This window comes from Clostridium sp. AM22-11AC, from assembly GCF_003473545.1.
In the GTDB taxonomy this organism is placed as follows: domain Bacteria; phylum Bacillota; class Clostridia; order Lachnospirales; family Lachnospiraceae; genus Enterocloster.
This window is the reverse complement of the sequence record NZ_QUCM01000012.1, coordinates 1-25912: the sequence shown is the minus strand read 5'-3', so window position 1 is coordinate 25912 and position 25912 is coordinate 1. Positions and strand designations below refer to the sequence as shown.

Annotated in this window: 23 protein-coding genes; 14 read left to right on the top strand and 9 right to left on the bottom strand. The window is 44.7% G+C overall.

The annotated features are described in order from the left end of the window. Positions 1-83: 83 nt before the first annotated feature. From DW251_RS11310 to DW251_RS11295, 4 genes are read right to left on the bottom strand one after another with little or no spacing between them, the layout of a single operon-like run. Positions 84-905 (bottom strand): PTS system mannose/fructose/sorbose family transporter subunit IID, encoded by an 822-nt coding sequence (locus DW251_RS11310; protein WP_021868646.1) that lies wholly within the window; start codon positions 903-905, stop codon positions 84-86. Further along, on the bottom strand, positions 898-1668 hold the full coding sequence (locus DW251_RS11305) for a PTS sugar transporter subunit IIC (RefSeq protein ID WP_021868645.1): 771 nt from the start codon (positions 1666-1668) through the stop codon (positions 898-900). The genes DW251_RS11310 and DW251_RS11305 overlap by 8 nt, the downstream gene beginning before the upstream one ends. Before the next feature lie 17 nt (positions 1669-1685). Then, positions 1686-2171 carry a PTS sugar transporter subunit IIB gene (locus tag DW251_RS11300; RefSeq protein WP_021868644.1) on the bottom strand — a complete coding sequence of 162 codons (486 nt, stop codon included), beginning with the start codon at positions 2169-2171 and terminating at the stop codon, positions 1686-1688. A 9-nt stretch (positions 2172-2180) separates the two neighbouring features. Beyond that, a complete protein-coding gene (locus tag DW251_RS11295) occupies positions 2181-4688 on the bottom strand; it encodes a PRD domain-containing protein (RefSeq protein WP_118301195.1) in 2508 nt (835 codons plus the stop codon). Positions 4689-5249: 561 nt separating this feature from the next. On the opposite strand from DW251_RS11295, the gene DW251_RS11290 reads away from it, so the two are divergent. Beyond that, positions 5250-6074, top strand: a complete 825-nt coding sequence (locus tag DW251_RS11290) for a Cof-type HAD-IIB family hydrolase (protein WP_182433609.1) — start codon at positions 5250-5252, stop codon at positions 6072-6074. 92 nt (positions 6075-6166) lie between these two features. Here the strand turns inward: DW251_RS11290 and DW251_RS11285 are convergent, their stop codons facing one another. Further along, the gene (locus tag DW251_RS11285; protein WP_118301193.1) at positions 6167-7555 is read right to left on the bottom strand and encodes a sodium-dependent transporter; all 1389 of its coding nucleotides are present in this window, start codon (positions 7553-7555) and stop codon (positions 6167-6169) included. 140 nt (positions 7556-7695) lie between these two features. Here DW251_RS11285 and DW251_RS11280 point away from each other — a divergent pair, with 140 nt between their 5' ends. The 11 genes from DW251_RS11280 to DW251_RS11235 all read left to right on the top strand — a co-directional run bounded on the left by DW251_RS11280 (position 7696) and on the right by DW251_RS11235 (position 21272). Next, positions 7696-8568, top strand: coding sequence for a LysR family transcriptional regulator (locus tag DW251_RS11280; RefSeq protein ID WP_118301192.1), 873 nt, complete (start codon positions 7696-7698; stop codon positions 8566-8568). A gap of 172 nt (positions 8569-8740) precedes the next feature. After that, positions 8741-10663: a diguanylate cyclase gene (locus DW251_RS11275; RefSeq protein ID WP_118301191.1), complete on the top strand. Its 1923-nt coding sequence runs from the start codon at positions 8741-8743 to the stop codon at positions 10661-10663. Between the two features lie 241 nt (positions 10664-10904). After that, positions 10905-11957, top strand: coding sequence for an ATP-binding cassette domain-containing protein (locus DW251_RS11270; RefSeq protein WP_243034937.1), 1053 nt, complete (start codon positions 10905-10907; stop codon positions 11955-11957). Further along, a complete protein-coding gene (locus tag DW251_RS18315) occupies positions 11954-12421 on the top strand; it encodes a hypothetical protein (protein WP_243034936.1) in 468 nt (155 codons plus the stop codon). The genes DW251_RS11270 and DW251_RS18315 overlap by 4 nt, the downstream gene beginning before the upstream one ends. Positions 12422-12425: 4 nt before the next feature. Continuing rightward, a complete protein-coding gene (locus DW251_RS11265) occupies positions 12426-13487 on the top strand; it encodes an ABC transporter permease (protein WP_118301190.1) in 1062 nt (353 codons plus the stop codon). Continuing rightward, positions 13487-14428 (top strand): ABC transporter permease, encoded by a 942-nt coding sequence (locus tag DW251_RS11260; RefSeq protein WP_021868636.1) that lies wholly within the window; start codon positions 13487-13489, stop codon positions 14426-14428. Before DW251_RS11265 ends, DW251_RS11260 begins: the two co-directional genes overlap by 1 nt. Before the next feature lie 50 nt (positions 14429-14478). Beyond that, positions 14479-15549: a BMP family protein gene (locus DW251_RS11255; protein WP_118301188.1), complete on the top strand. Its 1071-nt coding sequence runs from the start codon at positions 14479-14481 to the stop codon at positions 15547-15549. Between the two features lie 277 nt (positions 15550-15826). Then, a complete protein-coding gene (locus tag DW251_RS11250) occupies positions 15827-17215 on the top strand; it encodes an N-6 DNA methylase (protein WP_118301186.1) in 1389 nt (462 codons plus the stop codon). Positions 17216-17217: 2 nt separating this feature from the next. Next, positions 17218-18504 (top strand): restriction endonuclease subunit S, encoded by a 1287-nt coding sequence (locus tag DW251_RS11245; protein WP_118301184.1) that lies wholly within the window; start codon positions 17218-17220, stop codon positions 18502-18504. A gap of 8 nt (positions 18505-18512) precedes the next feature. Continuing rightward, positions 18513-20156, top strand: coding sequence for an AAA family ATPase (locus DW251_RS11240; protein WP_021868873.1), 1644 nt, complete (start codon positions 18513-18515; stop codon positions 20154-20156). Positions 20157-20186: 30 nt separating this feature from the next. Beyond that, positions 20187-21272 carry a hypothetical protein gene (locus DW251_RS11235; RefSeq protein ID WP_021868872.1) on the top strand — a complete coding sequence of 362 codons (1086 nt, stop codon included), beginning with the start codon at positions 20187-20189 and terminating at the stop codon, positions 21270-21272. 120 nt (positions 21273-21392) lie between these two features. On the opposite strand, the gene DW251_RS11230 is transcribed toward DW251_RS11235, so the two are convergent. From DW251_RS11230 to DW251_RS11220, 3 genes are all read right to left on the bottom strand, one after another. After that, the gene (locus DW251_RS11230) at positions 21393-22253 is read right to left on the bottom strand and encodes a phosphoribosylaminoimidazolesuccinocarboxamide synthase (protein ID WP_021868871.1); all 861 of its coding nucleotides are present in this window, start codon (positions 22251-22253) and stop codon (positions 21393-21395) included. Positions 22254-22408: 155 nt separating this feature from the next. Further along, positions 22409-23047, bottom strand: coding sequence for a metal-dependent hydrolase (locus DW251_RS11225; protein WP_021868870.1), 639 nt, complete (start codon positions 23045-23047; stop codon positions 22409-22411). A gap of 151 nt (positions 23048-23198) precedes the next feature. Next, positions 23199-23774, bottom strand: coding sequence for a VTT domain-containing protein (locus DW251_RS11220; RefSeq protein WP_243034934.1), 576 nt, complete (start codon positions 23772-23774; stop codon positions 23199-23201). 284 nt (positions 23775-24058) lie between these two features. Here DW251_RS11220 and DW251_RS11215 point away from each other — a divergent pair, with 284 nt between their 5' ends. Together DW251_RS11215 and DW251_RS11210 are read left to right on the top strand one after the other, a co-directional pair. Continuing rightward, complete coding sequence (locus DW251_RS11215) at positions 24059-24607, top strand: helix-turn-helix domain-containing protein (RefSeq protein ID WP_021868868.1); 549 nt, start codon at positions 24059-24061, stop codon at positions 24605-24607. 11 nt (positions 24608-24618) lie between these two features. After that, positions 24619-25428 carry a hypothetical protein gene (locus DW251_RS11210; RefSeq protein ID WP_021868867.1) on the top strand — a complete coding sequence of 270 codons (810 nt, stop codon included), beginning with the start codon at positions 24619-24621 and terminating at the stop codon, positions 25426-25428. A gap of 65 nt (positions 25429-25493) precedes the next feature. On the opposite strand, the gene DW251_RS11205 is transcribed toward DW251_RS11210, so the two are convergent. Then, positions 25494-25912, bottom strand: a 419-nt coding sequence (locus DW251_RS11205) for an FGGY-family carbohydrate kinase (RefSeq protein ID WP_243034933.1), incomplete at its 5' end; no start/stop codon positions are given.

Below are 25912 nucleotides of genomic sequence, written 5' to 3'. Positions count from 1 at the left end.
GCCAAATAAGACAGGCAGAACCGTCATTATGGTGATGTCACCATCAGGCGACATGTCCGTTTACTTATGTTAGTTATAAATGATCAAGCCAGGATTCCCAGTGCAGAGCAGATCATGGAGAAGATGATAACAATGAGGATCAGGGTAGTGATCTTCATGCCCTTCTTTCCAAGGAGCTTATACAGTACCAGGACAGTAGCTACAGAGATCATAGAAGGCATGATCTTGTCTAACAGATCTGCAACTGCCAGATTAACTTCACCCATCTGGAATGCCAGAGGTGTTTTTGCAGTTACAACAGTTGCGGACAGAGCACCTACAACAGTAAGACCCAGAACAGAAGCAGCATCTGTGATGCGGGCAAGCTTACTGCCCACTTTGGTGATCAGTTTGGTACCTTCACGGTATCCAATCCACATTAACTGGGTACGGATGCAGATGAAGATAAGGTTTACAATGAGCCACAGGATAACACCGATAGGGTTGCCTTCCAGAGCCATATATCCTGCGATGGAGCCCATGATAGTAGGAAGCAGTGTCCAGAATAAGGTATCACCAATACCAGCTAAAGGTCCCATTAAGCTGACCTTGATATTCTGTACAGCATCCAGGGAAGTGATCCCTTCTTTGTCTTCCAGAGCCAGAGTAGCACCAAGAACGATATTTGCCAGCCATGGCATGGTGTTGAAGTATTTATAATGGTTGTTTAATGCTTCAACGTATTCGTCATCATCTTTATAGATCTTACGCAGCAGAGGTCCAATACCGAAAACAACGGCTGGAGCAAGCTGGGTATCGTAGTTAAAGGTTGTTACTGCCATTAAAGACCAGCGGATGGCACCTTTCACACAGTCTTTTTTTGTTAAAACGGGAGCTTTTTCCATTACTTCATTCTCATTATTCATCTTCAAGACCTCCTGCAAATCCTACATTTTCCTTTGCTTCTTCATCCATATAGAACTTGTAAGCTAAAGCTACACCAAGGAATGCGATACCAAGGATCGGTACGCCCATGTATGCGCTGAGTACAAAGCCGATCAGAATGTAGTTGAAGTACTTCTTTGCCGGCATGTAGTGGAGCAGCATGGCAATACCAAGACCAGGAAGGAGCTTTCCTGCTACAGACAGACCGCCTGTTACCCAGGAAGGAAGCACATCCAGGATAGCCTGAACTAAAGGAGCGCCTGCTGTTAATGCAACAGCGGTTGGGAATGCCATGAATACAGCTACCATAACAGGGCAAAGGTAAAGGATAGCATACATTTTGCCAAACTGTTTTTCATTGGCATATTTCTGGGATTTCTGGGCAATGAAGGAGTTGCAGATCTTGTATAAAACGTCCATCTGTACGCCCAGCATACCAACAGGAAGACCGATGGTCATACCAACTTCCGGTCCTTGTCCGGTTGTTTTTGCAAATGCGCATGCAATAATGGTTGCAACGCCATAATCAGGTACAGAAGAACCGCCAAGAGCGGCAACACCTAAGGACATCAGTGTGAAAGTACCGCCGATGTAAAGACCGCTGTTCATGTCGCCTAAGATCAGTCCGCACAGGAAACCTACGATAACAGGTCTTGCATGTGTCAGTGATAATCCGCGGCGGTCAACGTTGATCTCAGCAGCCACCAGGACAAGCAGTACAATTTGTAAAGCACTTAATTGCATAACAATTTCCCCCTTTGTTATTTCAGAAATTCGTCAATAGAAACTTCTGCGTCTGCAGGTACATACTGTGCATAGAGTTTGGTTCCCGCAGCCTTTAATTTCTTGTAAGCCTCAATGTCATCCGGCTTTGCGTAAGCTCTCTGGGAAAGCTTTACAGCTTCTTCGCCTTCAGCAGGCTTTACAGTTCCGCCAATGACCAGTTCCGGGATCTTTACGCCGATATCAGACAGCTTAACCAGTGTTTCCGGCTTCTTAACCAGGACAAATACAGTGTGGTCATTGTATTTTCCGGCTTTGAAGTTATTTAAAGCTGTTTCCTCGGTAATGATGGAAATAGCCATTCCGGTAGGTCTGGCAAGCTTCATGCTGGCTTTGGTCAGTTCATTATTGGCAACAGTGTCATCAATGATCATGATACGCTGTGCACCGGAACGTCCGGCCCACTGTGTAGCCACGATACCATGAAGAAGACGGTTATCAATTCTTGCAAGTACAATACCCATATTTACCTCCTATTCGTCCTCACGGACGGCCGGGCTTTCTGCCTGCCCGGAAAGCTTATTTTTTGAATTCAAATGCATGTAATCATAAATGTAAGCAATCTCACTTACAGGCAGAGCCACCCGGTAATGCCGGGAGATATCCTGAAAGCTGTCCCTTACCTGCCTGATAAAGTCGGCATGTTTTTGTTCAAATTCTTCCAGATCCTGATAATTATCAATAGGTGTTTTTGTGACCAGTCGTTCCACCAGACAACACAGGTGGACATAAAGCCCGATCATGATACGTCCTGCGATCTTTCTTCCTGTGATCTTCTGAAGCCGTCCCACTGCCTGTTCTACTTCATCTAAAAGCTTGTCAGGATTTAAAATGGTAATAGATTCAACTACATTCTGCAGGGAGAAATTCTTTACCAGGTTCTGGTTAAATATTTCCATTTGTTCTTCATCCAGGTACTCTGAGAAAATGTTTGTCAGCTTTTCTGCGGAATTCATGGAAATAATGTCCTCCAGTGAGATAAAAGGAATTCCCTCGATCTCCGGATTGAAAAGTCCGATGATGCATTTTACATGGTATTGCTGGAAAATCTCATCATGGCTGCCGTTTTTCATCAGCCGGTAATAATCGTAAGCCACAAATTTTACAGGAATGGAAGTGGCGGAAGTCTTTAAGATCAGCTCTTTTAGCTTTTCCGTTGTGTCAATGCCGTTTTCTCCGCTGAAGATCACGGCGTCTTCCTTCTGTACATTGTGGATGATACGGTAGGTGCAGACATTGCTTTCGCTGGCCCGTTTCAGGATGTCTTCCAGCTTCTGGTTCCCACAGATGCCAAGGCCGATATCAACAGCTAAGGCAGTGGAAATATTGTTGATGATGCCGATGTTTAAGTTTCGCAGGCCGCCCATCTGGCTGTGGATCTGCTCTAAAGAACCCATATCCACCAGAAGTACTACGTCCTGACAGGTGATAAATCGTTCAATGTGTTTTTCCAGCAGCCCGGTGATGTCGCTCATCTGCATGTCAAGAGGCATATCAATGGCATCAAATACCTTTCGCCCGATGATCTGGTTTGCGGCATCTGCAATACTGGAAGCTGTTGCATAGCCGTGGCTTAAGATAATACCGGCTGCGGAAAGTCCCTGGATCTTCTGGTTCTGGTTTTTTATATCTAAAAGCAAAAACAGCTGGTTTAAACTGTCTGCTTCAATGTCCAGATTCAGTTTGATCAGGTTTACGATCCTAGAACAGATGACTGATTCTTTTTCAAGAACAGCGCTTACAGCCTGAAACATTTCTTCAATCTCGTCATGGTTTTGTTTCATCCAGTTGTCGATCAGATGGTCGCCCTGAAGCTGTATATATAAGCGGCGGGCAAGTAAGTGGCTGTATTTTTTGGAAAGGCTGATGCCATACATTTCACCTACATTTTCAAAAATCTGATTGATCAGCTGTTCGTAAGTGGAAATCTTGATGTTTACAAGCTTCTGTCCGTAGATCAGATAGTCGTAATAATCATTTAATTGTTTCCGGAATTCCATCATCAGGCCGTCAAAACTGAGCATATCCTGACGGTAATCTTCAAAGACATCTAACATGATCTGGAAATACTGTACCGTCTGTCCCAAAGAGGTGTCACGGCTGTAACTGTTTAAGTGGATCATCCGTTTGTCTTTGTCTTCAACCTCCAGTTTTAAGGAGGAGAGCATATATTCCGGAAGGTGATAACTGTGGATAGCGATACCATCGCTGTTTTTTTCCAGATAAGCTCCGGCACAGCTGCTGGTAACGCAGGTTTTTAATTCGTCGATGTTGTTTTCGTAGGAAAATTCCAACATACAGTGGAAGGCGTTCTGGCTGATGCTTACATCTACGCCCATGCGCCGTCCTTCTGCTTTTAAGAAGGAGACTAACATTTCCTCTTTTTCATCGGCTGTGCGTTCATGTAATGTTGGGACCGGGATCACAATGGGGATCATCCTTGCAAGTGGCTTATAAAGTGTTTCCGCCGGTACTTTTGTGGTGGAAAATACCAGTCTTGCATTGGACTCAAAAACATGTTCGTCATCATGATATCCTTTATATTGTCCCGAAATTAAGTAGGAATAGATCAGTTCCTGTCCTGAAAATGGAAGCCTGTCAATTTCATCAAAGAAAAGGATGCCGCCGTTTGCCTTTGCAAGCCAGCCTTTTCCGTCTTCGCTGCCGCAAAGGGAAATAGCAAATTTTTCTTCATTCTGGGCATATTCGGAGCAGTCTACTGTGATGTAAGGCGGGAGAGAAGCTGCGCCTGCAGTTCCAATTACCCGTTCATTTACAGCATATTCATACATCAGCCTGGAAAGAAAAGCCTTTCCTGTTCCGCCGGATCCGTTAAACAAGGCCGGAAGACCATTTGGCGGGTATTTAACAGCTGCTTTACACTGCTCTATGCAGGAACTTAAACTCAGGTAATAACCGATAGCTTTCTGAAAATCTCTTTTATTTTCATCGCTTCGGCATTTCCGCTGAAAATCGTCCATACCGGAGAATACGCAGGTTTCCAGGGCAACCTGGGCCTCACGTTCAACATTTTTCTTATGGAAGAAATAAACAGGACGGGAGTTGACCTTAATAGCCCGCTCTTCTTTTACCAGCTCGTTCAGATACTGACTGGCCAGATTACGGGAAATATTCAGTGATTCGCTGATATGGTTCGCCGTAAAATATTTCAGATCTTTCAGGGCATAGCCCCGGCTTATTTTTCCAGGTAAAGATAGAGTTCTTCTTTTGTGCTGAGCATGTACATGATTCTCCTGTTTGTTGATTTAACTTTAATTCTTTTCGCGCGTGTTTTATGTCTACCTGATCACAAGTGTAATTATACAAAAAATAGTCTGAAAAGAAAGATGTTTTGAATGATTTCGCCAGTTTGAAAAGGGTTTCGGCAGTAGAGGTGAGAAAAATTGGGAGACGTTCAGAGCGGGGGGATGGGGTTCGACACTAGGATTGACACTTTTATGGGGGAAATATGTGCTATACTTAAAATCAGATGTCAGGATCAAGATCAGGCACAGGAAGATTTATTACAGGAGGGAATCAATATGCATAGTGAAAAAACAACTATCCGGCTGGTAGCAGTAGATATGGACGGAACTCTTCTTCATGATGACAAGAGCATATCAGATTATACATTAGATGTTTTAAGAAGGATCGTAAAAAAAGGTGTGATCCTGGTACCTGCCTCAGGAAGACCCATCGGAGGAATGAAAGAAGCAGTATTAAATAATGTAGACGGCATTCAGTATGCTATCTGCTCCAATGGTGCCATGCTTATGGATGTACCGGAGGAAAAAAGTATCTGTGAAACAGGGATCCCCACAGAAAAAGCAGTGGAAGCCATTGCGTATCTGGAACAATTCCCAGTGGCTGTATATGCCCATACAGACAAAGGTACTTTCCGGGCAGAGGGCTGGGAGAAAACAGGGCTTTCTGAGAAATATCCTTATATCAGGTTCAGCGAAGGAAATGTAAAAGATCTGGGAGCGTTTTTAAGGACCAGCGGAGTAAAAGTGATGAAAATGGGTGCTTTTGTCTTAAAAGATGGACTGGCACAGGAACTTCTGGAAAAAGGAAGCCCTATACCGGGTATCGTATTTTTGCGCACCGGAGATGGGATCATAGAATTAAACTCTGTGGATGCCTCAAAGGGAAATGCACTGTGTACACTTTGTAAAAAATTGGGGATAAGTATGGAAAATGTTCTGGCTATTGGGGATAACGAAAACGATATTTCCATGCTTCAGGCTGCAGGCATCTCCGTAGCAATGGAAAACGCAGAAGATGATGTAAAACAGGCTGCGAAATTTGTGGCCGGGCATAATGAAGAGGACGGGGCAGCTCATTTCCTGGAGGAATGGGTGCTGTAAAATAAAACAGAGAACAAAAAATGGACGCGCCGGCTGACGCGTCCGTTTGCTTTGTAAACTTGTGATCCACTGCCTGCTGACGCAGGCGGTTGTCAGAGTATTCCTGTAGACTGTAAAAACAGTACAAACATCATAACCGGGACCACATAGCGGATCATGACGCGGTACAGCTTTTTACGGCGGAAAGTATCGCCGGTGCTTTCCATTTCTTCGATCACATAGTCCGGTGTTTTGATCCAGCCGATCAGAAAGGCAGAGAGCAGTGCGATAAACGGCATCATAACGCTGTTGCTGATATAGTCCATGATGTCTAATAACTGTCCCACAGAGCCGTTTGGCAGTTTTACTTCAATATAGAAGATACTGTAGCCAAGGGCAATAACACCAGAGGCAGCCAGGTAGATCACAGTCAGCACAAGGACTGTTTTCTTGCGGCCTGTGTGGAAGATCTCCATGCAGTTGGCAGTGATAGATTCCAGCACAGAGATACAGGACGTAAGAGTAGCGAAAATAGTTGTTACAAAGAACAAAAGACCAACAAAGGTACCTGCTTTTCCCATGGCGGCAAATACCTTAGGAAGGGAAATGAACATTAAACTTGGACCTGCGCTCATTCCGTCGGTGCCGGAGAAAACAAAAACTGCCGGGATGATCATGGCGCCTGCTAAAAGGGCAACGCCTGTGTCGAAGATCTCAATCTGATTAACAGCTTTATTTAAGTTAACTTCCGGTTTCACATAAGAGCCATAGGTGATCATGATACCCATGGAAACACTTAAGGAAAAGAACAGCTGGCTCATGGCATCAAGTAAGATCTGAAGGAAGCGGCTAAAGGTCAGTCCCTCAAAATGAGGGGTTATATAATAAAGAAGGCCGTCCATACCGGTACGCATCTGTCCGCTTTCGTCTACATGGTGCAGTGTCAGGGAATAGCCTGCGATCACAACCACCAGAACCAGAAGGATGGGCATCATGCAACGGGAAACACGCTCAATACCACCTTCCACACCATTGTATACAATAAATGCTGTTACACCCATAAATAAAAGGGCAAACAGGACTGGTGATACAGGTGAAGTGATAAATGAGGTAAAATAATTGTCCTGGGCAGCAGCGGCAGTCTGTCCGGTGAGATAGACAACAGCGTATTTTGTGACCCAGCCGCCGATAACAGCATAGTAGGTCATGATCAGGACTGGAACAAGAAAGGTTAAAACTCCTAAAAATTTCCATTTAGGCGACATCTGGGTATAAGCACCGATGGCGCTTTCTTTTGTTCTGCGGCCAATGGCAATGTCAGATGCCAGCAGTGTGAATCCAAATGTTAAAACCAGTGCCAGATAAATGACTAAGAACAGTCCTCCGCCGTCCTTTGCAGCCAGATACGGAAAACGCCACAGGTTTCCCACGCCTACGGCACTGCCGGCAGCAGCTAAAACAAAACCTAACTGGCCGGAAAAATTACTTTTCTTCTTATTCATGAAAAAGAATCCCCCTAAAATTATCTATAGCTGAACTTGCTTGTCATACCAGAATAGCACATGTTATAATATCAGTAAAATAAATGTTTTTATGACTATATATAATTTTTTGTAATGGATATGGGGCTATAGATAAATTTATGAAAGAACAGAAAGACAGATATGAGATATTTTTAAAGGTGTGTGAGACCGGCAGCTTTTCCGGGGCGGCAGAGGCATTAAATTACACGCAGTCCGGCATCAGCCAGATGATGGCTGGACTGGAAGAAGAACTGGAAGTACGGCTGTTTGCCAGAGTAAAAAAGGGAGTCATACTTACAGACAACGGAGCCAGACTGATCCCTTATATCCAGGAAATGGTAAACCAGAAGGCAAAGCTGCGCCAGGCGGCCTTTAATATTAATCATAAGATCGAAGGAAAGCTGCGGGTAGGAAGCTTTTCCAGTATTACAGCGTTGTGGATACCGGGAGTGATCCATTTCTTCAAAGAGCATTATCCAAAGGTGCAGGTAGAGATCTTTGACGGCAATTACGATGAGATCCGTGACTGGATCATCCACGGACAGGTGGACTGCGGTTTCCTGTCATCTATTGTGGCAGACGACCTGAAATTTTATCCACTGATGGATGACCCGCTGTGTGCAGTGATGCCTAAGGGGCATCCACTTACAGAAAAAGAACGGGTCACAGTGTCAGAACTGTTTTCGTATCCCTTAATTATAGAAACACCTGGCTGCGACAATGATATCCAGCATTTATTAGCAAAATGTTCCGTAAAGCCGAAGATCACCTACAGCTTCCGGGACGATACACTGATCATGGCCTTTGTAAAAAGCGGATTAGGCGTCACCATTTCCCAGAAAATGGTACTAAAAGCCTTTGCCAGAGACGATGTAGAATCCAGGCCCTTAGAACCAGCTTCACACCGGACCCTGGGACTGGCATTTTCAAAGACAGCCAATTCCGTGGTGTCGGGGATAATGTTGGAGTATTTAAAGAAAATGACGGGATAAATCATAAGCCAGATTGAAAATTCAGCCAATTAAAACCGATGAAAACTTGCCTAACTTCTCTAAAGTTGCTATAATTCTTGTAACCGAAGGTGTGATGATCTTTCTCAAAAAAAGGGAAGAAGTAAGTATGTGTACACGGGCTTAGGTGTGCATATAGCAGTAAGGAGAAGTTGTGCGTACTTTAAAGAAATCCATATGGAGTTACATGTATAAGGTCACATTTGCGCTGGTAAGTGTGATCCTTATTAGCATTATGGCATTGAATATAGCAAATGAGCAGAGCCGGGCGCAGGGGTCGGCGGATAAGATCTTTGAGCAGATGAATAAGATGCTGGAGGAGAATCAGAAAGAACTTACCAGGCTGCGTCAGGAATATGCTGCGAAATGTCTTCATAATACAGAGGCCATTGCCTATATTCTGGAGAAGAACACCGGGGTGGGAAATGATCTGTATGAACTGTGTAAGATCGCAGAATTTATGGAAGTAGATGAGATCCACATTATTGATGCAGCAGGAGAGATCATTTCTGGAACTCATCCCCAGTATTATGGTTATAGCTTTGACTCTGGGAAGCAGATGAATTATTTTAAGCCTATGCTTAAGGACAAATCCATGAAAATGGTCCAGGATATTGAGCCGAATACAGCAGAACATAAGCTGATGCAGTATTCAGCTATGTGGAACAGCACCGGGGAATTTATCGTGGAAGTGGGAATTGAACCGGTAAATGTATCCAAAGTAACAGAAAAAAATGAACTGCCTTATATTTTTTCCCAGCTTTGTGTCAACCCGGATACCAGCTACTTTGCGGTAAATGCAGAAACAGAAAAGATCGTAGGTGCTACGGACACAGAATTAGTGGGAATGGACATAAAGGAAATTGGTTTAAATACGGAAAAGATCCATAGTACAAAAGGTTTTTCCGGTATGATCAATGGAAAACGTTCCTATATCGTATTTAAGAAGGTAGCAGATAATTATATCGGTGTGGCAGTGACCAGTAAGGCACTTTATGAACGCATACCGTTAAATATGCTGTATCTGGCGGTATGTCTTATGCTCATTGCGCTGGCATTGTTTAAGGCAGTGACCCGGTATCTGGACCGGGAGGTAGTCCAGAAGATCGGGGAAGTAAATGGAAAGCTGCATAAGATAACTATGGGTGACTTAAACATCAAGATAGATGTCCACAGCAGCAGGGAATTTTTTGAACTGAGCCGTTATATTAATGAAATGCTTCAGAGCCTGTTAGCCAATGACAGGAAAATGAGCTATGTGCTTGGAAAGACGGATATGCACATTGGTGTATATGAGTACAACCGGCAAATGAAGAGAGTCCGTTTTACAGGTGATGTTCTTCAGATCTTAAAGACCGGCACAGAAGCTGCCTGGAAGCTGCCTTCTGACTGGGAAGATTTCAAGAAATATATTAGAACCATGCAAAAAGAGCCGGTTGCAGGTGAAAATGAGATATTTGCTGTAGGAAATGGTAAATATTTAAAAATTGAAGAGATCCAGGAGGGCGAAGAGATCTTCGGTGTTATTACGGACGTTACAGAGGAGATCCGCAAGCGCAGGGAGATCGAATACCAGAGAGATCATGACCAGCTGACGGGGCTGTTTAACCGGACTGGCAGAGATACCAGGCTTTCCAAAATACTGGAAGAATGTAGGGAACCATATTACTGCGCTGCTGTTATGGTAGATGCTGACGGTCTGAAAATGGTTAATGACACTTACGGACATGAAAATGGTGATGAGTACCTTAAAAGGATTGCAGAAATGCTGAAACAGGAAGCAGGTGAAAACAGCATTCTCTGCCGTCAGGGCGGTGATGAATTTACATTGTTCTATTATAAGTATGGGAAAGAAGCGCTTGTGCAGAAAATAGAAGCCCTGAAGGCGCTTCAGAGCGGACAGAAGGTCCGGCTGCGGGACGGACTTACCGTTGATCTGAGGTTCTCTATGGGAAGCAGCATGGCTTACGGCGCAGTAGATTATGATAAAATGTACCGTGAAGCAGATGAAAAAATGTATGAAGATAAAAGAATGCGGAAAAAGCTGGCAGAAGAGACAAATACAATAGAATCTTAGGAAAATTCAGAAAAAATGAAAGAATTATCCCATCATGGTAACCCTGAAAACCATGATGGGATAATTTTATTAAGAAAAAGAGGGAATAATTGACATCAGGAATCTGTCTGTTTATAATGTAGGTCAGTTTACAGGTCATAGGATTTACAAGGGAGTGAATCGCTGAAAGACATGTTCTTTCAGCATGTTCATTTCCTTTTTTTATTTATAAGCATTGAAATTGAAAAGGAGGGGGATGAATATGGCGGAGCTTTTAAGAATGGAAGGGATCACCAAGCAGTTTGGTGCAGTCTATGCCAATAAGGATATCAATCTGTCTATTGAAGAAGGCGAAATCCATACACTTCTGGGTGAAAATGGTGCAGGAAAAAGTACCCTGATGAATATTCTCATCGGGCTGTATCAGCCTACTTCCGGTACGATCTGGTTAAAAGGCAAAAAGGTAAAGATCGATTCACCAAAAACAGCGGTAAAACTGGGGATCGGAATGGTGCATCAGCATTTTATGCTGGTGGATGCCATGACAGTATTTGAAAATATTATCCTTGGAACGAAAAAGGACAGTTCCATTTTCATTAAAAAAGAAGAACGGAAAAAGGAAATCCTGGAGCTTTCACAAAAATATGGGCTGGAAGTAGATCTGGACAAACAGGTAAATGAGATCTCCGTAGGTGAGCAGCAGAGAGTGGAAATATTGAAGGCGCTCTACCGTGGCGCGGAACTGCTGATCCTGGATGAACCCACGGCGGCACTGACCGACCAGGAAGTAGAAGGACTTTTCGCTATTATGGGAAGGCTGACAGCAGAAAATAAATCCGTTATTTTCATTTCCCACAAAATGCGTGAGGTAATGGCGGTCAGTGACCGGGTAACCATCCTTCGGGCCGGCCGGACTATTACTACAGTGGATAAAAAGGACACAGATGGGGCACAGCTTGCAAATCTGATGATCGGCCATGAGATGACAGTCAGTGCTTATAAAAAAGTGACAGAACCGGGAGAAGATGTGCTGCGTCTGCTCCATGTGGATTATCAGAAGGACCATAAACACAGCGGTTTAAATAACGTAAGCTTCTCCATAGGAAAGGGAGAAATCCTGGGAGTGGCCGGAGTAGACGGCAACGGACAGTCACAGCTTGCCCGGCTGGTAACCGGCGTTATTGCGCCGGACGGCGGAGAAGTAGACTTAAATTCCCGCAAGGTTGCCCAGTTTGCGCCAAATGGCTTTATCCTTTCCAACGTGTCCCATGTTCCGGAGGACCGGAACAAAATGGGGCTGGTAGGGGAAATATGACAGTAGAAGAAAATCTGGTTTTAAAGGCCACGGAAGAACCTCGTTTTTCCTATGCACACGGCGCTTTATTAAAGAAAAAAGCGATCCGGAAGTTTGCCCTGGAACTTCAGAAAAAGAATGATATCCGCTGTGCTTCTATTGAGCAGGAAGCAAGAAACTTATCCGGCGGCAATCAGCAGAAGATCATTTTAGCCCGGGAAATGGAAAATCATCCGGAGCTGTTGGTGGCGGTCCATCCAACCAGAGGTCTGGATATTGGGGCGTCCCAGTATGTACACGATACCATGATCGAAGCAAGGGACAAGGGCTGTGGGATCTTATTGATCAGTGCGGATTTTGATGAAGTCCTAAAACTTTCAGACCGGATCATGGTCATGTTTGAAGGACAGGTTATGGGCATTTATCCCGGTGAAAATCCGCCGGTAGAAGAAATATCCCTGGCAATGGCAGGAAAGGAGGAATAGGGAAATGAAAGTAAAAGATAATCTGGCAAAGATCCTGATCCCCATTCTGTCGATCCTGATCGCATTTATAGCAGGAGGGATCATTATCCTGTGTCTGGGGAAAAATCCGGTGGAAGCTTATGGATACCTGTTTTCCGGAGCATTTGGAAGCGGACGTAAGATGGGGCAGACTTTAGTAATTGCATGTCCGCTGATCTTTACCGGACTTGCAGCAGCCTTTGCTTATAAGTGCGGCGTTTTTAACCTGGGCGGTGAAGGACAGTTTATCATGGGCGCCGTTACCAGTATCTTTGTCTCTGCAAAACTGGGTGACGCAGGAATGGGCGGACTTCTTGTAAGCCTTCTTGCAGGAACCGTTGCAGGGGGCATCTGGGGCGCTATTCCTGGTATTTTAAAGATCACCAGAGGCTTAAATGAAATGATCGTCAGCATCATGCTCAACTATGTGGCAACGCTGTTTATGGGATATGTGTATACAACCCTTTTGCGTGACGGCAGTGTTCCACAGACTGTTGCAGTGGCAGACAGTATGAAGATTGCCGGTATTTCAAAAGGATTTCCAGCCCATTGGGGTGTTCTGGCGGCGTTTTTGCTTGCAGCGGTTTTATACTATTTCATTTTTTATACGTCCAAAGGATTTAAGCTGCGGGCAGTGGGAATGAACGCAACAGCGGCATTTTTCAATGGTTTTCCCGTTAATAAATACATCCTGTTTTCTTTTATCACTTCAGGCGCTATTGCAGGACTTGGAGGAAGCATAGAACTTCATGGAAAACAGTTCCGGCTTATGAGCGGTTTTGGCTCCGGCTTTGGTTTCGATGGCGTGGCAATTGCACTGATCGCCCAGCTAAATCCATTGGGAACGGCTATTGTGGCCTGCATTTTCGCAGTGCTGCGAAAGGGCGCAAGTACCTTGCAGACAGCCACGCAGGTACCAAGCTCTGTGGTGGATATCATTCAGGCTCTGGTCATTATCTTTGCAGTAGCCGGAACCGCATTATTAAAACTTCCGGCGATCAAGCAGTTCCTTATAAACCATGGAAAGAGAAAGGAGGCGCAGGGCTGATGGCATCATTTTTTACAATGAATTTTCTCACAGAGCTTCTGCTCTCAACGGTGCGCATGGCAACGCCCATCCTCTTGGTGGCTCTTGCGGAAACCTATTCAGAGCGTGCCGGAATGGTCAATATCGGTCTGGACGGCATTATGGCCATTGGTGCTTTGGTGGGCTTTCTGGTGGGATATGAAACAGGAAGTCCCTGGGCGGGAGTTTTAGCAGGCGCTCTTTCCGGTATTGCTACCAATATGATCTACGCTTTCTGCACCATTACCCTTTGCGCGGAACAGACCGTTTATGGTATGGCGATCAATATTTTTGCTCCGGCGCTGGCATCTTTTATTTACCGGCTTTCCTTTTCTGATACGTCTACACTGATCCAGGGCGTGTCTATGGGGATCATGCCCATCCCGGTACTCAGCAAGATCCCGGTGATCGGAAGTATCTTCTTCCAGCAGAGTCCTCTTGTGTATGGGGCATATCTTCTGGTTGCCGTGACAGCGGTATTTTTAAACCGTACAAAGGCGGGACTGAATTTCAAGGCTGTAGGTGAGTTCCCAAAGGCAGCGGAAACACTGGGAATTAACGTAGTTCTCCAGAAATACATTGCCTGCATCATATGCGGTGCCCTGGCCGGTATCGGCGGTGCATATCTGACCATCTGTTATACAAGTACCTATTCAGAAGGCATTGTGGCAGGCCGCGGATTTATTGCCTTATCAGCAGTTATCTTTGGACGGTGGATGCCAACAGGAGTTATGTTTGCATGTCTGCTTTTTGGCTTCTGTGATGCGCTGCAGATCCGCTTACAGCTGTTAAGCCCGTCCACTCCTTATCAGATCCTTCAGATGATCCCGTATCTGTGTACCCTGTTTGTACTTGCATTTTTCGGCATTAAAAAGAGCGGTCCGAAGGCAAATGGACAGCCGTATTACAGGGAAGAACGATAAGAAAAACGATGAAAAAGTAAAAATTATTTTATATATAGGAGGAATAGATTATGAAAAAACGCAACATGAAAATGACGTCTGCAGTTTTAGCAGCAGCTCTTGCTGCAGTAAGCCTTGCAGGCTGTGGCGGTTCTGGAAAAACAGAGACAACAGCAGCTGCAGGATCCGCAGACACAACAGCGGCAGAAACTGGTTCTGAAGCTGAAAGCAGCGAAGCAGCAGGCGGGGAAACAAAGGAAGGCGGCTACAAGGTAGCTATGATCTCTGACACCTCTGTATCAGATGGTGGATGGGGTGCAAGCTGCTACCAGGCAATGGTAGATGCAGCAGCTGAAAAAGGCTGGGAAACCGTTTATACAGACAATGTGGCAACCTCTGATTATGCCACTGTTATGACTGATTATGCAGAACTGGGATATGACCTGATCTTTGCGCCAGGCAACCAGTATACAGATGCAGTAAAGCAGGTGGCAGAGGAATACCCGGAGATTAAATTTGCACTGTTAAATGGTACTGTTGAGACTGACAATATCCAGTCTATCCTTCCAGATGCAGAGCAGATCGGTTACATGGCAGGTGCTCTGGCAGGACTGATGTCCAAGACCAACAATATCGGATTTATCGGCGGCATGGAGCTGGATACCACAAAAGCAAAGGTAGAATGCTATGAAAAAGCAGCCCAGAAGATCAATCCTGACATCAAGGTATCTTCCGCTTATGCAGGCTCTTTCAGTGATACTGCAAAGGGCAAAGAGATCGCAGCATCTATGGTGACAACTTATGATGTAGATGTCATGTTTGGTGATGCGTCTGCAGTAGATACCGGTGCAAGAGAAGCGCTGGCGGGCCAGGAAGGCAGATATGATATTGGACAGCCTGGAGATTTAGGTTCTGCTGATGATCCGGTGATCGCATGCTCTGTTGTAACAGACAATGCAGCACTGGTAAAGACCTGTATGAAGGATATTGAAGACGGAACTTTCGGAAATAAGACAGTTTATGGCGATCTGAGCAATGGCTGCTTAAGTGTAGGTACCTTCTCTTCCATCGTTCCGGAAGACATCCAGAAACAGTACTTAGAGGTAGTTGATCAGATCAAGGCTGGAACCTTCCTTAACTAAACGATGTCCTCTCGGTGTCTTTCCTGCACCTGCCTTTGATAGGACCATAAATGAAAATGAATGAAGAAATAATAGCTGAGCTGTGAAGCAGAGCACCCGGTAGTTGGAAAAATAAGACTGCCAGGTGCTTTTTTATGTTGGGGCACATTCTTTTTACTTTCAAGTTAGGGCGAAGTGGGATATAATGAGCGCAGAACAGTAGAGCGCGTTGACGCAGGGCTGTAAGTGGACTTGGGTGAGTTGTTAAATTCACTTCGGATAAAGGAGCGATAAAACTATGCTGACATCAGACCAGAATAGAAAGATAAATGAAATCGTTGAGGAATTTAAGGAAGCGGCTGATTTTTACCGTATGGAGTATTCCGAAGACCTTATGGGGATGTTTCGGGATTTTGGGTGTATGCTGCTTTTGAAGTGTAAGGTGGATACAGAAGGAAAGGCGGATCTGGAGCGCCTTTTGGAAGGCCGTCATAAGCTAAAAGGAACGGTAAAACGTCAGCTTATGACTGTATCAGAGGAACTGGCGCAGCTGTGGGAACCGGGCGAACAGGATGGATCTGGGGATACCGGGGAATATGAAGGTTCCCAAAATGTTTGGGAAATGTTTCAGACGGCTCTTGAAGAGATCTTTCATTTCTGCCTTTACAGCAAAGGCGGTAAAAACAGGTATCTCCTTCCGGAAGAAACAGCAAAGCCGCTTCTTCGTCTGCTCACATTTCCGGAAGGGATGATGGCGGGAAATGAAGGCCTGGTGGTTTTAGATACCCAGTGCGGTGCAGGGAGTGCTTTAATGGCAGCTTCCCGGTACTTAAAAAATCTCCGGCTTATGGGCTACGAGAAGGATGAAGAAATGTGGGCGGCAGCCGTGATCATGTCACAGCTTTCCGGTCTTGAGATGGAACTGCATTTAGAAGACGGGGCACGGGCGGATCTGTATGAGTCCTGTGATCTGGTGATCAGCAATCCTGTTTATGGAACCGATACCATAAAAGACGAAGAACTGATCGATCAGCTTCCGGGAGAATTGAAAACAGTCAGGGGACGTTATCACATGGAGCTGATCCGCAGCATGCAGGCGTTAAATTTCGATGGAAAAGCAATGCTGATCGTTCCCAACAGCTTTTTATTTGCAAACCGCACAGAAAGTATGAAGGTACGCAAATGGCTTCTTCAGTCCTATTCCCTGGAAGCAATCATTTCACTGCCGGAGGATACTTTCATGTACAGCGGTGTCCGCTCCGGTGTCATGGTATTCAGTAAGCCTTTTATGTCCGGCGGTTGGGAAGGACATACCCAGAGAGTACTGTATTATAATCTGGAAAAGCAGGAAGATAAGGAAAAGCAGCAGAAAGAATATGAACGTCTGGAAGAGGTATGGAGCCAGAGAGACAGTTATTATGGAAAATGGGAGCGCTCCCGCAGGGAAAAAACGGTGGAAAACCGCAACGGTATAAAGGTTCCTGCAAACTGGCAGTACAACAGTTTCTGGTTTGCAGATGTGGATCAGATCGAGGCGGGAAAATGGAACCTTCTGCCGGAAAATTACAGACCGGAAGAGCAGATCAATCTGGAAATAGAGGACCCGGCTCTTCTTTTGCAGGAGATGCTTAAGGAACAGGAAGAGATTACAAAGGAGTTAAATGAACTTCTTAAGGAGGTAATGTAAAAGTGGAAAACTGGAAGCAGAAACCTCTGAGCCAGGTGGTATCCAGATGGATCAGAGGAACCACCTTAAACCGTTCAAGGGCTGATTATTATACGAAAACTCCTGGACCGGAAAGCCTTCCGTGGGCAAGAGTGGGAGATATGAAAGAAGGACTTCTTTGTGAAACAGAAAATTATCTTACCAAAGAAGGAGTAGACCAGATCCCGTGGCTCATCGTGCCAGAGGGCGCTGTGTTACTTTCTGTATCAGGAACTATTGGAAAAAGTGCTATTGCAGGCTGCGATCTGGTAGTGAACCAGGCGATCCAGGCCATGATCTTTGATGAAGGACAGATCCTGCCGGAATATGCCTGCTTTTATCTGGAATTTTACCGCCCATGGCTTATAGAGCGGGCCAATGCGGTGACTGTTCCAAATCTGACGAAGGAACAGCTGTCGGGTATTCCTGTGGTATTCCCTTGCTTAGAGGAGCAGCAGGTCATTGTGGATCAATTAAAACGGGCCAGAAGACTGATGCAAAGAAGCAGGAGATCGGAAGATACGTTGAACAGGATCCTGGAAAATGCTTTTGGAAAAATAGCCCGGTCTGCTTTAAAAGAAGGAAAAATAAGCCGGGACGAGGAATTTCTTTCTCCTGTGCTCCGGCCTATATGGGTTTCTTTAAAAACACGGGTACTGCCTGCAGAACACGAAACAGATATGTTTGTACCGGTCCTTTCACAAACAGAGCAGGTCTCTTTTATAAAAATAGTAGAAAGAACAAAAGGAATAAGAAAACGGTTACATAAAATACAGCAACTGGAGATACGCTATTTTAAATCCATGCTGTCACTGGCTTTCACAGCCGGTTTAACAGAAGGCTTTAGAAAACAGGAAGACCTTTCAGACCCGGAGCCTGCTTTATTCAGGGAGAGCTACGGAATCGGAAATGTGCGAAATGTCAGCCAGCCAACAGAAGGCATTACAGACTGGCAGAGCCGTATTCCACAGGAATTGCAGTCTCTTTTTACCATGCTGTCTGATTTCCAGATGGAGATCCTGCGTATCTATGCCCAGTCACAGGAGGCAATACCGGTACATACGGTGTTTAAGCAGATCCACAAAAAGGGATACTCAGTACAGGATGCCCTTGCTTCTGCAAGGCTGTTGGAAGCTTTGGGCTTTCTGGAAAAGACGGTTCCCCAGAAACTTTATATGGGAGAAAAAGAGGTACGGGACAGTGCAGGTCATCCCATTACCATACAGAAATATCAGATCCCGGAATACGGTGCTGATATCAGGGAGGTCTGAGATAAAACATGAAACTGGAATACTTATACATAGATGGTTACAAAGGATTGAAACGCCTGAAGCTGCAGTTTAAGGAACAGACAGGGGTTGTGCCTGTGGATTTCCTCATCGGCTGTAATGGCTCCGGAAAGTCCAGTGTGTTGGAGGCTGTGGGGCTTATTTTTACCCGTATCATGCAAAATGAACTGCCGGGATTTATCTTTGAGTTAAAATACCGGATGCCGGATGGGACAGGAATTTATGTAAAGCCCCAGAAAAAGGGCTTTTGCGATGCTTCCGGGCGGCGGAGAAAATTATATGTAGAACTGGAAAAAAATGGGAAAACCCAGCAGCTATATTCCATACCGGATGAGTATCTGCCGGACCGGATCATTTCGTATTGCTCCGGAGCCAACAGCTCTATGGAAGATATCCTGATCCGTTCCCCAAGGGCTTCTCTTGCCAGTGATCTGTATGATCTGTCTCTGGCTATGGATGTTGAAAATGGAGAAGGTCCGGTATCTGGAAAAGAGGAACACCCGGGAGAAAGCAGTGTTGCAAGAGGGGAGGCGGCAGAAGAGATATTATCCTTTTATGAGCGGTTAGATGTAAATCCGCGAGTGCTGTTTCTGGATGCGGTTACATCTAAATTTATCTTACCTGCATTGTTTGCAGTGATGCCTTTTGATATGCAGGATGACCGTATCAGTGAAAAGGCTCTGCGATATGCCACACTCCGGAAAAAACTTCTGAAACGGTTAAACATCCGTCTGATCCCTGCGGCATTTTCCCTTCGTATTGATGATACCAGGCTGGAAGAGGCAGCAGACCGGCCCCAGATGAGTATTTTGCGGCGGCTTTTAAGCCAGGATGTAAAGGGAAAAGCCTTAAGCAACTGTGTGATCCACCGGACTTCTACAGACCGGCTGGAAGAGGACGGAAGCCTTGCCGGTGAAACGGCAGCTGTATTCCTGTTTGAGTCCTGGGAAGCAGAAGGGGAGAAAGTATTTTATCATCCCATGCTTCAGCGCTACTTTGACGGAAACCCATTTGCTCTTATCTCAACCCTCCTTACTGCCTGGAGGGAAGGTGTGATCCGGGAGATCCATTTTTCCTACCGTAACGGGGATGAACGTGGCTTATATGAAATGGAGGACTTAAGCGACGGTGAGTTAATGTGGCTGGCCCGGATCGGCCTGATCCTTATGGCACAAAATCACTGTGGGGAAAATACATTGTTCCTTTATGATGAGCCGGATGTGCATTTTAATGATGACTGGAGCCGGGATTTTGTCCGCTTTGTATATGCCATGTGCAGTATGGATGGGACCAGCGGAAATGAGTTTCTGGTAGCCACACATTCAGACCTGATCTTAACAGATGCCATGCGGTCGCAGATCCATTTGTTTGAAAATCCTACAGGTTCCAGGACAGAAGTAAAAGAGCTGGAGATCTCCACCTTTGCAGCAGGCCGCGACAGCATTTCAAAGCAGGTGTTTAAGGCTTCTTCTATTGGTGGTTTCGCATCGGACACGATTAAAGAACTAATGGCAGAAACGGATCCGGAACAGCTGGCCCAGGCTATTTCAAAGATCGGTCCCGGTTACCAGAGATTTCGCCTGCAGGAACAGCTGTATGCCTTGTTAGAGAAAAATGACAGGATAAAAGGTTAGGTACTTTTGGAACGAAAGAGGTGACAGAAGATGTTTTGGAATATGGACGTAGGAGAACAGGAACAGGATCTGATGGAGATCAGCCATTTTCTTTTATCCGTTTTTGAGTTTGCGAAAAACCAGCCGGGAAATGTGTTTCAAAAAGAGGACTGGCTGGACTTTTCACCGGAGAACGGCACCTGGTTTTACCGGTTGTATGAGCGTGATACAGATAATGGAAAGAATATGCGCCGTGCTGTGGACCGGCTCTTTCGCATGGACCAGGAAAAGCGGGAAGAAATTTACGAAGCAGTGAAACATGATATGGAATTCATGGACAAAAAGGCCTGGGAAAAGGGAAAATTCAACCTGGAAAGTGACCAGCTTCCTGAAGCGGCTCAGAAGATACTCCGGGATTTTTTCGGGTATTTTTATGATGTGGTCCTGTGTACCACCCATTTTCGTTTAGAAGGGATGTCACGGCCTTTTTACAGCAGGAAAGAGCTGGCAAAGGACTATTTTAAGGGAAAGAATGAAAAGATCCGCAGGATCTGTCCTGTGTGCTTACAGCCGGTAACGAATGGGGAAACAGACGAGGATGTGGAACATTATTTTCCAAAATCCAAGTATCCCTGCTTAAGTCTCCATCCCTATAATCTGTATTTTTGCTGTACCACCTGCAATACCCGTTTTAAGGGTACGAAAAGCCCGTTAAAGGGAAAAACAAGGGATATTGGACGGATCTTTCTGCCGTATTTGGATACAGTAAAAGATGCCGTGCAGCTGAAATTTGAAAATCCCGGGGATAAGGACAGCGAAGTGGTAAAAATGCTTCCAAAGGGAGATACTGTGCCGGAGACGAAAGAGAAGATCCGGGAATTTGACCGCTTATTTGCCCTGGAGGAGCGCTGGAGCGGACAGCTGGAATGTTATTATATGTCCCTTTATCAGCGGTATCAGGAAAAATATGGGGATGGGGAAATGAGCCTGGAGAAACTGAAAGAATACCTGGAAGAAGATATAAAGAGGAACCAGATCATCCAGAACTGGCAGCCGGGAAGATACCTGGAAGGGGAGTATATGAAATGGATCGCAAATAAACAGCTTAAAGCTTTTTATGAGGAACTGAAAAAATAGGATCTATTTTGATCATCATGATAACCAATAAAAAGAACGCCTGGCGTTCCTATAATAGTTCCAAGGAGGAAACTTTGGAGAATAGGAAAACCAGGCGTTCTGTTATGGGGGCTTTTGTTTTTATAATTCTTTGCCAGTCAGCATCTTGTAGCTCTGCAGATATTTATCAATGGTCTTCTGAACGATCTCTTCCGGCAGTGTCCAGTCATTTCCCGGATGGGAAGTCAGCCAGTCGCGGGCAAACTGCTTGTCAAAGGATGGCTGGGAATGACCTGGTTCGTAGCCTTCTGCCGGCCAGAAACGGGAGCTGTCAGGAGTAAGCATTTCATCGCCTAAAACGATATTTCCTTCTTCATCCAGACCAAACTCAAACTTGGTATCAGCAATGATGATGCCCTTACTTAAAGCGTAGTCAGCACATTTCTTGTAAAGAGCGATGGTGTAGTCGCGCAGTTTGGTAGCGTATTCTTTTCCCTTTCCCGGGAAGTGTTTCTCCAGGTGGTCAATGCTCTGCTCGTAGGAGATATTTTCATCGTGATCACCGATCTCAGCCTTGGTAGAAGGTGTGAAGATCGGTTCAGGCAGTTTATCAGATTCCTTTAAGCCTTCAGGAAGCTTGATGCCGCATACAGTACCGTTTTCCTTGTAGCTCTTCCAGCCGCTTCCTGTGATATAACCGCGGACGATGCACTCCAGAGGAAGCATGTTCAGCTTGCGGCACATCATGCTCTTGCCTTCGTATTCAGGAGTCTGGAAAAATTCAGGCATATCTTTTACGTCAGTAGAGATCATGTGGTTTGGAAGAATGTCCTTTGTGTAGTCAAACCAGAATTTAGACATCTGGGTCAGAACCGTACCTTTCTTGGTAACAGTATTATGGAGAATCACATCAAAGCAGCTGATGCGGTCGGTAGCGACCATGATCAGGCTATCGCCGTTGTCATAGATCTCACGTACTTTTCCTTCTTTAACTGGCTTCATCTTTCTACCTCACAATGTTTGAATTTTAATTAAATGGGATTTTTTTGTTATCTACCTATAGAATATACGTAAAAATTTTCAAAAATCAATAGTATAATTAATTTTTGTGAAAAATGACGTATGATATATAAGTAATACTAATTAAAAATCATTATTCAAAAAGGTAAAAAAGAAAAAATCCGCTCTGCCAGCCGTCTTGCGGGGATAGAAGTGACCAGTTCCAGGACGACACAGACCATTCCGGCGGACATGAGCAGGTGGTTGATGAGCCCTTGGGAAGAACAGAACCCCAGGGAAAAGCCACGCTTCATAGGCCAGATCAGTCGCAGACGCCTGTAATTTAACAGATCCAGTGCCAGATGGGAAGCGTAGGCAACGGCAAAATAAGGGGCGGCATCCGGGTAGATCACATCTATGCATGCCGTGAGCATGAACAGGGATAAAAAGGAATGCATAAAGGAGCGGTGGGGCTGCGACGAGCCGTAGGTGCAGATGATGATAAATGCCATGGCGCCGGTGAGAAGTCTGGCAATACTGCTGTTTCGCATCAGGCGTTCATAAATGCCCACATGAAATTTATAATCTGCCAAAATGACGATGGCGGTAACAGCAATGGCTGCTGTCATGATCTTGTCAGCCTCTCTGTGGGCCTGAGAGGTTCCGGAGTCGATATCGCTGATCATGCCGCCAATAGCAGCAGCCCCCGCACCAGCTACTAAAGTAGGCATGGAGGAGGGCTGCATCACTGCCAAAGCAGCAGATATACCAATGAAAAAATGTGTTCTTCCAAGCATGTTAAAATAGGATCCTTATCTAAGTGTTTTATTTACAATTATCCCCAATTTTTGGGATATCTTCGATTGTATCCTATCTATGCCTGAAAATCAAATGACATTTCTCTTAAGAATCATTATGTAAGTAATGTGTTGTTATCATAATCAATATTTATTGTATGAGCATTCCTGTGCCGAAACTGTAAAACAGGATACACCATGGTTTTGCCAGAAGGATGATAAGGACAAATTTCTTCACTGACATATTAATAAGGCCGGAAAAGTAGCATAAGTAGTCATCCGGTGCCAATGGCAAAAGAATGGAAAGAGCGAAAAGCACATCATAGCTTCTGGCTCTCTTGATCCGCTCTGTCCATACATTATATTTTTTGGATGGAAACATGGCCTGCACCAGGGGGATACCAAAATGTTTTGCAAGGAAAAATGCGATGATCGAGCCGGCGCAGATCCCCACATAATTATAAACAAATCCGCATACACTGCCAAAAAGCAAAGCACCGGCTACGCAGCCGATAAATCCCGGCAGCACCGGCACAACTACCTGAAACGCCTGTATAAACACAAACACAAAAGGCGCAAACAGCCCAAACCCACGTATGTAAGCCTGAAATGCATCAACAGACCGGAAATTGCCTTTAAGCCCTGCCTGGAGCATAAACAGACACAAAAGGATGCTGATGGCAATAGCGCTGTAAGTCAGCCATTTATATAAAACAGATGCTTTCACTGTTAAGACCTCCTTTGTATTACCCACGAACCCCGTGCTTACGCGTTCCACTGCCTGCTTTTGCAGGCGGTTCGTTCAGTGGCTATTAAATCACAATATAGAATAATTGTGAAGGAAGTTTGAACATAAGCTTAAAAATGGTATAATCCCGTATTACAAAATTAAAAGTCATCATATTGATGACAAAATACCAATAAAAAATCATCAAAATGATTATTTTTATTGAAACAAGGAAAAATAATACTATAATAAAAATAGAGATAAAGGTGTGGAGAAGGGCGAATATGGATGAAAAAAAGTTTGCAATAAAAGAAACAGTGAGCGCAGAAGAGGTAAAAATGCTGCGCAAAAAATTAGGCTTGACCCAGAGAGATTTTGCGGGACTGTTGGGTTGCTCCAAGCCGACTGTGGAACGTCTGGAGCGTGAAGGGACTGTTACGAAAGGTCCTATGGCGCTTTTGATGAAGTTATTGGACCGGGATGCGGAATATATACAGACACTTATGATCCCACCCAGAGAACTGCCGGTTCGTATATGGTACATGTATAAGGATACGCCATGTACCCTGATTGATGTGGATGAAATGCAAAAAATTGTTCACATTCGTAATTATGTAGATAATATCCAGTTTAGGGCATTTGGGATCAAGGAAAATCCAACCATTGAGGATTATAATGAATTTTTGGAATCAAGATGCTTCCCTAGAACGAGAGATAAGATGAAACTGGTGTTAAGAGATCTTGGAATCCCATTTTATGATCCATACCTGATCATTCAGAAAACAGAGGGAAGAATGGCAGAGGACGATTTTTGGATCAGGATCGAGCGATAGGAGGAATGGCGATGATTGAGTTATTTGAACAAAATGAACGAATGCAGGACCGTCAGTCCTCAAAAGGAAATCAGTTGAAATGGGAAAATGCAGGAATTTGGTATAAAGCGGATTATACTGGATATGAAGGGTTGGCAGAGTATATGATCTCTCATTTACTGATAAAATCTACATTAAAACCAGAAGAGTTTGTGCGATATGATCTGGAAGAAATTAAGTATAAGCGTCAGGTCTATCAGGGAGTAAAAAGCCGTACTTTTTTATCAGAGGACTGGCAGATCATAACTTTGGAGCGGTTGTTTCAAAAAATGTATGGAAATAGTTTGAACCAAATGCTTTGGAAGATGGATGATGCAGAGCAGAGGTTGCGGTTTCTGGAAGAACAGGTAGAGCGGATGACTGGTTTAAGAGGATTTGGCATTTATCTGAATAAATTACTTACAATCGATGCAATTTTCCTAAATGAGGACAGACATACCCATAATATTGCTGTTTTAATGAATGGAGCAGGAATGTTTAAATATTGCCCGATCTTTGATAATGGAGGCGGGCTGCTGTCGGATACAATACTGGATTATCCATTAGGAGAAGATACTTTTGATCTTATGGAAACTGTTTGGGCAAAAACGGTGAGTACTGATTTTGATGAGCAGTTAGATGTTTCGGAACACTTGTATGGATGCAATTTAAAGTTTTTCTTTACAAAGCGGGATGTGGATCAGTTGTTGGAACAGGCAAAGGGATATTCAGATGAGGTGCGGGAACGTGTACAGACGATCCTGCATCGACAGATTGATAAATACGCATATTTAAAAATGTAGTAAATCGCAACTGACTAAAAATCTCCCGGCATATCTTCTAAATTAAGATATACCGGGAGGTTTGATTACACCTCATGATAAAACTCACGTATCATAGGATAAATGGTCTTATATTTCTCATAAACAGGTTTATAGGCTTTTACAGCATCCGGGTCCGGTTCCAGTACGGTGCAGCCGCCTTTTTCCTCTAATACATGGATAAAGGACTGGTAATCCGGGATAATGTTTTCGGCCAGGAAAACGCTTGATGCAATGGCAAGTGCGGGCAGTAGGTCCGGGTCTTTGTAGACGTGGACGGGAAGGCCCATTACATTGCTTAAGATCTGGCACCAGGCAAGTTCTCTGGCTCCGCCGCCGATGATGGAAAGCTTTACCGCCGGAGCGTTAAACAGCTCTAAGCCGTGTCGGATGGAAAATGCCACCCCCTCTAATACGCTTCCAGCCATGTCTGTGGCAGAGGTATCCTGGCTTAAGCCAAGGAAAG

Bases quoted from the DNA above. Each gene is read 5' to 3' on its own strand.
- DW251_RS11310 (WP_021868646.1), bottom strand. From the start codon at position 905: ATGAATAATGAGAATGAAGTAATGGAAAAAGCTCCCGTTTTAACAAAA.
- DW251_RS11305 (WP_021868645.1), bottom strand. From the start codon at position 1,668: ATGCAATTAAGTGCTTTACAAATTGTACTGCTTGTCCTGGTGGCTGCT.
- DW251_RS11300 (WP_021868644.1), bottom strand. From the start codon at position 2,171: ATGGGTATTGTACTTGCAAGAATTGATAACCGTCTTCTTCATGGTATC.
- DW251_RS11295 (WP_118301195.1), bottom strand. From the start codon at position 4,688: ATGGACGATTTTCAGCGGAAATGCCGAAGCGATGAAAATAAAAGAGAT.
- DW251_RS11290 (WP_182433609.1), top strand. From the start codon at position 5,250: ATGCATAGTGAAAAAACAACTATCCGGCTGGTAGCAGTAGATATGGAC.
- DW251_RS11285 (WP_118301193.1), bottom strand. From the start codon at position 7,555: ATGAATAAGAAGAAAAGTAATTTTTCCGGCCAGTTAGGTTTTGTTTTA.
- DW251_RS11280 (WP_118301192.1), top strand. From the start codon at position 7,696: ATGAAAGAACAGAAAGACAGATATGAGATATTTTTAAAGGTGTGTGAG.
- DW251_RS11270 (WP_243034937.1), top strand. From the start codon at position 10,905: ATGGCGGAGCTTTTAAGAATGGAAGGGATCACCAAGCAGTTTGGTGCA.
- DW251_RS18315 (WP_243034936.1), top strand. From the start codon at position 11,954: ATGACAGTAGAAGAAAATCTGGTTTTAAAGGCCACGGAAGAACCTCGT.
- DW251_RS11265 (WP_118301190.1), top strand. From the start codon at position 12,426: ATGAAAGTAAAAGATAATCTGGCAAAGATCCTGATCCCCATTCTGTCG.
- DW251_RS11260 (WP_021868636.1), top strand. From the start codon at position 13,487: ATGGCATCATTTTTTACAATGAATTTTCTCACAGAGCTTCTGCTCTCA.
- DW251_RS11255 (WP_118301188.1), top strand. From the start codon at position 14,479: ATGAAAAAACGCAACATGAAAATGACGTCTGCAGTTTTAGCAGCAGCT.
- DW251_RS11250 (WP_118301186.1), top strand. From the start codon at position 15,827: ATGCTGACATCAGACCAGAATAGAAAGATAAATGAAATCGTTGAGGAA.
- DW251_RS11240 (WP_021868873.1), top strand. From the start codon at position 18,513: ATGAAACTGGAATACTTATACATAGATGGTTACAAAGGATTGAAACGC.
- DW251_RS11235 (WP_021868872.1), top strand. From the start codon at position 20,187: ATGTTTTGGAATATGGACGTAGGAGAACAGGAACAGGATCTGATGGAG.
- DW251_RS11230 (WP_021868871.1), bottom strand. From the start codon at position 22,253: ATGAAGCCAGTTAAAGAAGGAAAAGTACGTGAGATCTATGACAACGGC.
- DW251_RS11225 (WP_021868870.1), bottom strand. From the start codon at position 23,047: ATGCTTGGAAGAACACATTTTTTCATTGGTATATCTGCTGCTTTGGCA.
- DW251_RS11215 (WP_021868868.1), top strand. From the start codon at position 24,059: ATGGATGAAAAAAAGTTTGCAATAAAAGAAACAGTGAGCGCAGAAGAG.
- DW251_RS11210 (WP_021868867.1), top strand. From the start codon at position 24,619: ATGATTGAGTTATTTGAACAAAATGAACGAATGCAGGACCGTCAGTCC.